Here is a 6,515-nt window from a genome sequence, read left to right on the forward strand (position 1 = left end):
AGATACGCGATGGACTTTAATGATTTACTGAATTTAATGATTCAGCAAAAAGCGTCTGACTTGTTTATTACAGCCGATGTTGAACCTTCCATGAAAATTCATGGACAAATTGTGCCTGTAGCCAAAAGTAAACTTACAGGTGAAATTGTCGGTCAGCTGCTTAACTCAATTATGAGTGAAAAACAGCGCAAGGAATTTGCCGAAACCCGTGAATGTAACTTTGCGATTACCAACCGTGAAAAAACAGCACGTTTCCGTGTCAGCGCATTCCAACAACGTGATGAGCCGGGCATGGTACTCCGTCGGATTGAAACCAAAATCCCGACCATGGATGACTTGAAACTGCCACCTATTCTCAAAGATTTGGCGATGACCAAACGTGGCATCATCATTTTTGTAGGTGCGACAGGTACAGGTAAATCGACCTCTTTAGCGTCTATTATTGGTTACCGCAACCAAAATTCCAAAGGTCATATCATTACCATTGAAGACCCGATTGAATTTGTGCATGAACATGCAGGCTGTATTATTACCCAGCGTGAAGTCGGGATTGATACCGACTCCTTTGAAATCGCATTAAAAAATACCTTGCGTCAAGCGCCTGATGTAATTCTGATTGGTGAGATTCGTTCCCGCGAAACCATGGATTATGCAATTGCCTTTGCCGAAACAGGTCACTTGGTATTTGCCACCCTACACGCCAACAACGCTAACCAAGCAATTGACCGTATTATTCACTTCTTTGAAGCAGACCGTCATAACCAGTTGTTCATGGATTTGTCGCTAAACCTGAAAGCAATTGTGGCACAGCAGTTAATTCCAACCATTGATGGCAACTCACGTCGTGCTGCGATTGAAATTTTAATTAACTCACCACTGATTGCAGATTTAATCCGTAAAGGTGATGTGCACGAAATTAAAGACCTGATGAAGCGTTCACGTGAGTTGGGTATGCAAACCTTTGACCAAGCGTTATACGATCTTTATAAAGCCAAACAAATTAGCTACAAAGATGCACTTAAACACGCCGACTCGCCAAACGATTTGCGTCTACAAATCAAACTTGCAGAAGAAGGTGGCGAGCGCTTGTTACATGCAACTTCGAATATTACCTTCGATGGGCAATAACATCACAACAACGCTTAAACACAAACAAAATAGGCTTCCATACGGAAGCCTATTTTTTATGCTTACAGCAAATTATTTCTTGCGTAAGGCTTCACGACATTCTGGCGCATCACAATAACCATATAAATTCAGCGAGTGCCCTGTGAGCTCAAAACCAAATTTTTCAGCTACATCATGCTGTTCTTTTTCAATGGTATCGTTAATAAATTCAACCACTTTGCTACAGTTCAAGCAAACCAAGTGGTCGTGGTGATCTTCCTGCATAATTTCAAACACAGAATGATTGTTCTCAAAATTATGACGCTCAATAATGCCTGCAGCTTCAAACTGTGTTAACACACGATACACAGTTGCTAAACCCACATCTTCACCCTGATCGAGTAAAGTTTTGTAGATATCTTCTGCACTTAAATGATGTTGTTTTGAATTTTCTAATAATTCTAAGATTTTAATTCGTGGAAGGGTAACTTTAAGTCCAGCTTTGCGTAATTCTTGATTTGAAATAGGCATGAAAAAAGGTCTCTCAACAAAATTAAAGTTGGAATATGCAACAAAGTTAAGATGCAGTATGATCTAACACTGGATCAAGATCAAATGCATCATAATTAATTTGGGATAGTGTAGCAAAATGCAAAAAATCATGTTGACGTTATTGGTCACTTCACTGCTCGCAGGCTGTTCGACCTTGGGCGTTTATAAAGTCGATATTCCACAGGGTACACCTTTAACCCAAGCTCAAGCGTCTAAAGTCCAAGTCGGTATGAGTCATCAACAAGTCCGCTTTTTGCTGGGCAGTCCTACCATCGCCGACCCGATGAATCCATTACGTTGGGACTACATTTACAACTATATCCCAGGAACTTATGCTAAAAAAGCCAAGATCCCTGCCGCGCATGGTCAGCATTTGAAAATCTTTTTCAATCAAAATGGTATTGTAGAAAAAGTTGAAGGATTGGAAACGATTCCAGAATCTCAACCAGGCCTACCAGGATCGAAAGAAGCGATTCTCAACGCGCCACCACTATAGCCGCTTTAGAATAAAAAGAAACCCCTCACTGAAATTCATCTGAGGGGTTTTTTAAATCATTGCAATTGTCTCAAGCGATTGCTTTTGGCATAACGCCCTACTGGGTTCTTTGCGGCACGTTTACGACGAATATCTTTCGGGTTAATGGTCAAAGCACGATAAATCTCAACCCGATCACCTGCTTGTAATACATACTGCGGCTCAACCCGCACACCAAAAATACCCAGCATCAACGGTTCAGGCAAAGTCGTCGCTGTCATAAGTCCACTTTGCTGAATTGCATCCAGTACAGTCATACCCTGCTGAAATGCGACTGCCACATGCCATTGTTGTTCTGGTGTGGCATACGCCACCCAAACCTGCGCCACTTGAATCATGCGATCCACTGTCCAATTAACGCCACCATCGCCACTACGATAGATACAGGTAACACCACACGTACCGCAATACGCCAAATGTTATAAAAGGCTTCACTGCTAAAGTTCATGGCTTTACGCAAATGGCTGATTTTCATAATCCAGCCTGCAAAAATTGCGTAAATCAAACAAATAACTAAGCCCCAAAGCAATAAGGCAAAATTAAATACAGGACCAATGGCAGGAATTGCCCAAACCAAAGTTGCTGCAATCAATACAACCCACTGAATCGCAACCGCCATTTGACGTTGTGCCAATTGTTCACGTGCCAATTGCAATAGAACCGCTGCTGCTGCAACAGTTGCCACCACCAAAGCCAACGCTGGAATTTGTGCTTGCACGGCAAAGAATGCAAAAGCAACGACTGCCAATAGCTGTGCAATCCAAATTGGCAATACCGTTGAGGTTGCTGCAGATTGTTGCTGTACTTGCGGCAAACTGGTTTGCCAGTACAAGCCCATGCCTAAACCACTGGCCACCAAAGCCAAAACGGTTGCACTGCCCCATTCACTAAACTCGATTGAGGTGACTTGCCATGCAGGAAGTTCTGAACCCATCACCATTGCTAAAACCAAAGCCGCCACAATAGCAACAGCAGTACACAACAATAAAATTTGACGCGGAACTAATGACAATGCCAGTGCTAAAACAGCCACAATCACAAATAAGACATGACTAGCCAAGTCTGCAGCGGCATATTGATTTAAAATTTGCGCAGCATTAGACAACAAACCGCCTGCTAAAAATGGAATGAACACCACTGCAAGCCAGCCCACCAAACGCCATTTTTGAGAAGCATCGGCATCACGGGTTAAACTTGAAAGTGCTTGTAATGCTGTCGTTTTTGAGCGTTTGGCTAAGGCAATTTCCAAATAAGTAATCGGTAATGCCAAAATCAGCATGGTTGCTAACCACAACAACCAAAAGTCGAGCTGGCGCTCAACCTGAATACCTGTCATTGGTGCGAGTGTGGCAATAATAATGAATGATAAACCAAATGCCATCAGCGGCGATAACCATCGTGACATAGCATTGTTCTGCATGACGCTGTCCTAATAAAAATCTACGGCTATTTTGCCTTTGTCATCAAGGAAAAGCAAAACCTCAAAAAAGAAAAAAGCAAACTATCGTTAGACAGTTTGCTGCGCAAATTTATAATTTTTATTCTTTCATTTTTATGGCTTCAGACTTATGAGAAGAAACGAGCGAACCAGCCTTTACCTTTCTTCTTCTCATTTTCCTTAATAATACCCATCATATTCTCTTTCACTGCACCGACATAATCGGCGTCATCGTGTTGAATATGATTAATTAACCATTTTGATAAGACTTCATGCAATTCGCCTTCAATGGATTGTCCCATTTCAAAACGATCGCGATAAGACTCAATTTTTTTAATGAATAAATCATGCACACGTTTATGTGGTACGCGGTATTTATAACCCGCTTCTTCTTGTAATGATTCTTCAAACGTAAAATGCGACTGGGTGTAATCAATAATATTATTTAAAATCTGCTTTACACGTGCTCGATCTGTACCATCGCTAATTTCAACAATTTCATTAATATAATCGAGGATACGTTTATGCTGATCGTCAATCACATCGATACCAGTGTTGTATTCTGGAACCCATTTCATCTTCATACGACCACCTTACAGAAATAAATGATTAATCACATTGCGGAATGGTAGCCGTATTTCCCATAAATAAAAATGAAGCGAATTGGTAGGGATTGGTTTAAATCGCACAAAAACAACACAAGACATTGATTTAAATAAATTTTAACAAAAATACCCGACTAAAAGAATCAATTATTAATTAACCAATTTATACATTTTCATTCTTGATTTAATTGAATTATACAATAATAAAATGAATATTTTTCAACCACACATACCCGTATAAATTAGTATTGATCCGCTTTGGTGATCCGTCTTAATTCAGGATTTAAACGCTCACGTTCCAAACGCGCAATATGTGTCATTTGGGTTTTAATTGGGCGTCCATGTTGAAATAAAATCATTTCACCTGGCTGAAATGCTGTCCATGTTTCATTTTGAGTCAAGGGTTCAGTGGTAATCACTGCCACACAATCCTCTGCTGTGGTGACTTGGCTAAAATCAACCTCAACATCTAAATCAATTAATTGTGCAGGCTGAAATGGATAAGCACGCACCAACCAATGTAATTTGGTCACCGCATAACTAAATAATGCCTGACCATTGGACAAACAAAAATTAAAAGTGCCATGTTCTGCAATTTTAGGAGAAATTTCGGCTAACAAGTCAAAAATTTGCGTCAGGCTCGGTTCATCATAACCAAAATGATTTACCAATTGATCTAACAAATAACAAAATGCACGTTCACTGTCGGTATTGCCCACAGGGGTAAAACGACCTGATAAACGTGGATGAAAGTCATGTAAATCACCATTATGGGCAAAAATCCACTGGCGTCCCCACAACTCACGACTAAACGGATGTGAATTTTCTAAATTAATTTTGCCTTGTGTCGCTTTACGAATATGGGCAATCACATTACGCGATTTGATGGGATAGTTACGGATCAATTCTGCAATGGGTGACTCCACTGCAGACTGGTTATCGACAAATAAACGGCAAGCTTTATCTTCAAAAAAAGCAATGCCAAAGCCATCAGAATGATCTGAGGTGATTCCTGCGCGCTGCGAAAATCCCCGAAATGAAAAGGTAATATCGGTAGGTGTCGCACAATTCATTCCAAGCAACTGACACATAAGGCCTTATCTTTATACAAATAATGAAATTATCTGATTATTGTGCATCAGCCATGTGGATAATTCAAATCTGAAAAATATAAATAGATTTCTACAGTACCACTTCATAGATATGCAGTGCTGTAGAAATCTCTGCTTAATTATTCTAGTTAAGATGCTTTCACTTTCTTTTGGCGAATAAAATGTTTCGCCATTTGTTTCACATCTAACAAAACAAAATAATCTAGACAGTTAAACTCACGGTCATAAAATGCTTGCTCAGACAGCTTAGCATTCATTTTCAGATAAACATCAAACAGTTTAGGTATTCGTTCATCTTGGCTAAAGCTATGACTTGGACAACTTGGCTCAAACGGCTGCTGTGACTGAATATCGCAGCGTTGATTTTCTGCCAATTGTTGAATCGCTTGATGGGTATGATACGCGCGTGCTTCATTACCTTCCAAACGAATACTGACACAGCCAATCATGTGTTTGGCACGCATTTCCCATAACACTTTAGGCACTAAATTCAGCCATAAAATAGAGAGTGTTTTGCCTGAACGATAACGTGGATGCACACAAGTACGCCCCATTTCGACAATATTCGAGAGATGCCCTAACTCATCTATAATTTTAAACTCGTGCGCACTATAACTGTTGGCTAGCTCATGCCCTTGCCAAAGTTTTAAACGGGTATACGCCACAATTTCACCCGTTGCTTTATCTCTAAGCACAGCATGTTCACAGCTAAAATCATATAAGTCTTGGTCTAACCCTGACGCAAACTCAATGCCAAATTGTTTAGAAAATTGCTGAGCACGAAAGCGTTGTACCTCTTGTAATTGTTTTAAATTTTCGACCCATTCAAACGCATATTGTGTGGCTTTGCTATTTTTTTTCTGTGCTTTGCCAACTTTGCTTAATGGAAAACTTAATTGTTGACGGTATTGATTTAATTTTTGCAGCATCATAGATACCTCGTGTTTTCTCTTACACTAGGACAGCTGCATGACACTATGATGACTGATTTTTAGCAGAACTCTGTTTTACTCAAATCAGCCTGATTCGGCATTTAAAAGTAAGCATCCGGCTAACACAGCCTTACCAAGCGATCCTATAAGCCTTAATTTAGTTCCCACCTAAAAACAAGTGGGGACTTAATCCATGAACATGGATATATATTCAGCAACACCTCCTGTTGCTAA

8 protein-coding genes are annotated in these 6,515 nt (G+C 40.2%); 2 read left to right on the forward strand and 6 right to left on the reverse strand.

Annotation, left to right across the window (positions count from 1 at the left end; translation table 11 throughout):
* Positions 1-9: 9 nt before the first annotated feature.
* Positions 10-1,128 carry a PilT/PilU family type 4a pilus ATPase gene (locus tag ACEO2X_RS09245; protein WP_104852406.1) on the forward strand — a complete coding sequence of 373 codons (1,119 nt, stop codon included), beginning with the start codon at positions 10-12 and terminating at the stop codon, positions 1,126-1,128.
* Positions 1,129-1,200: 72 nt separating this feature from the next.
* On the opposite strand, the gene fur is transcribed toward ACEO2X_RS09245, so the two are convergent.
* On the reverse strand, positions 1,201-1,638 hold the full coding sequence (fur, locus tag ACEO2X_RS09250) for a ferric iron uptake transcriptional regulator (RefSeq protein WP_004975325.1): 438 nt from the start codon (positions 1,636-1,638) through the stop codon (positions 1,201-1,203).
* A gap of 118 nt (positions 1,639-1,756) precedes the next feature.
* Here fur and ACEO2X_RS09255 point away from each other — a divergent pair, with 118 nt between their 5' ends.
* A complete protein-coding gene (locus tag ACEO2X_RS09255) occupies positions 1,757-2,155 on the forward strand; it encodes an outer membrane protein assembly factor BamE (RefSeq protein ID WP_004975323.1) in 399 nt (132 codons plus the stop codon).
* 56 nt (positions 2,156-2,211) lie between these two features.
* Here ACEO2X_RS09255 and ACEO2X_RS09260 read toward each other — a convergent pair whose 3' ends face one another.
* From ACEO2X_RS09260 to ACEO2X_RS09280, 5 genes are all read right to left on the reverse strand, one after another.
* Positions 2,212-2,532: an RnfH family protein gene (locus ACEO2X_RS09260; RefSeq protein WP_180044256.1), complete on the reverse strand. Its 321-nt coding sequence runs from the start codon at positions 2,530-2,532 to the stop codon at positions 2,212-2,214.
* Positions 2,529-3,614, reverse strand: coding sequence for a hypothetical protein (locus tag ACEO2X_RS09265; protein WP_371971869.1), 1,086 nt, complete (start codon positions 3,612-3,614; stop codon positions 2,529-2,531). Before ACEO2X_RS09265 ends, ACEO2X_RS09260 begins: the two co-directional genes overlap by 4 nt.
* A 146-nt stretch (positions 3,615-3,760) precedes the next feature.
* Positions 3,761-4,216, reverse strand: coding sequence for a bacteriohemerythrin (locus tag ACEO2X_RS09270; RefSeq protein ID WP_096902263.1), 456 nt, complete (start codon positions 4,214-4,216; stop codon positions 3,761-3,763).
* A gap of 263 nt (positions 4,217-4,479) precedes the next feature.
* The gene (locus tag ACEO2X_RS09275) at positions 4,480-5,328 is read right to left on the reverse strand and encodes a class II glutamine amidotransferase (protein WP_004975313.1); all 849 of its coding nucleotides are present in this window, start codon (positions 5,326-5,328) and stop codon (positions 4,480-4,482) included.
* A 149-nt stretch (positions 5,329-5,477) separates the two neighbouring features.
* Entirely contained in the window at positions 5,478-6,278 is an 801-nt protein-coding gene (locus ACEO2X_RS09280; RefSeq protein WP_178318286.1) for a GNAT family N-acetyltransferase, read from the reverse strand.
* Positions 6,279-6,515 lie beyond the last annotated feature (237 nt).

The organism is Acinetobacter sp. AL9 (genome assembly GCF_041464035.1).
GTDB classification, from domain to species: Bacteria; Pseudomonadota; Gammaproteobacteria; order Pseudomonadales; family Moraxellaceae; genus Acinetobacter; species Acinetobacter towneri.

Bases quoted from the DNA above. Each gene is read 5' to 3' on its own strand.
- ACEO2X_RS09245 (WP_104852406.1), top strand. From the start codon at position 10: ATGGACTTTAATGATTTACTGAATTTAATGATTCAGCAAAAAGCGTCT.
- fur (WP_004975325.1), bottom strand. From the start codon at position 1,638: ATGCCTATTTCAAATCAAGAATTACGCAAAGCTGGACTTAAAGTTACC.
- ACEO2X_RS09255 (WP_004975323.1), top strand. From the start codon at position 1,757: ATGCAAAAAATCATGTTGACGTTATTGGTCACTTCACTGCTCGCAGGC.
- ACEO2X_RS09260 (WP_180044256.1), bottom strand. From the start codon at position 2,532: ATGATTCAAGTGGCGCAGGTTTGGGTGGCGTATGCCACACCAGAACAA.
- ACEO2X_RS09265 (WP_371971869.1), bottom strand. From the start codon at position 3,614: ATGCAGAACAATGCTATGTCACGATGGTTATCGCCGCTGATGGCATTT.
- ACEO2X_RS09270 (WP_096902263.1), bottom strand. From the start codon at position 4,216: ATGAAGATGAAATGGGTTCCAGAATACAACACTGGTATCGATGTGATT.
- ACEO2X_RS09275 (WP_004975313.1), bottom strand. From the start codon at position 5,328: ATGTGTCAGTTGCTTGGAATGAATTGTGCGACACCTACCGATATTACC.
- ACEO2X_RS09280 (WP_178318286.1), bottom strand. From the start codon at position 6,278: ATGCTGCAAAAATTAAATCAATACCGTCAACAATTAAGTTTTCCATTA.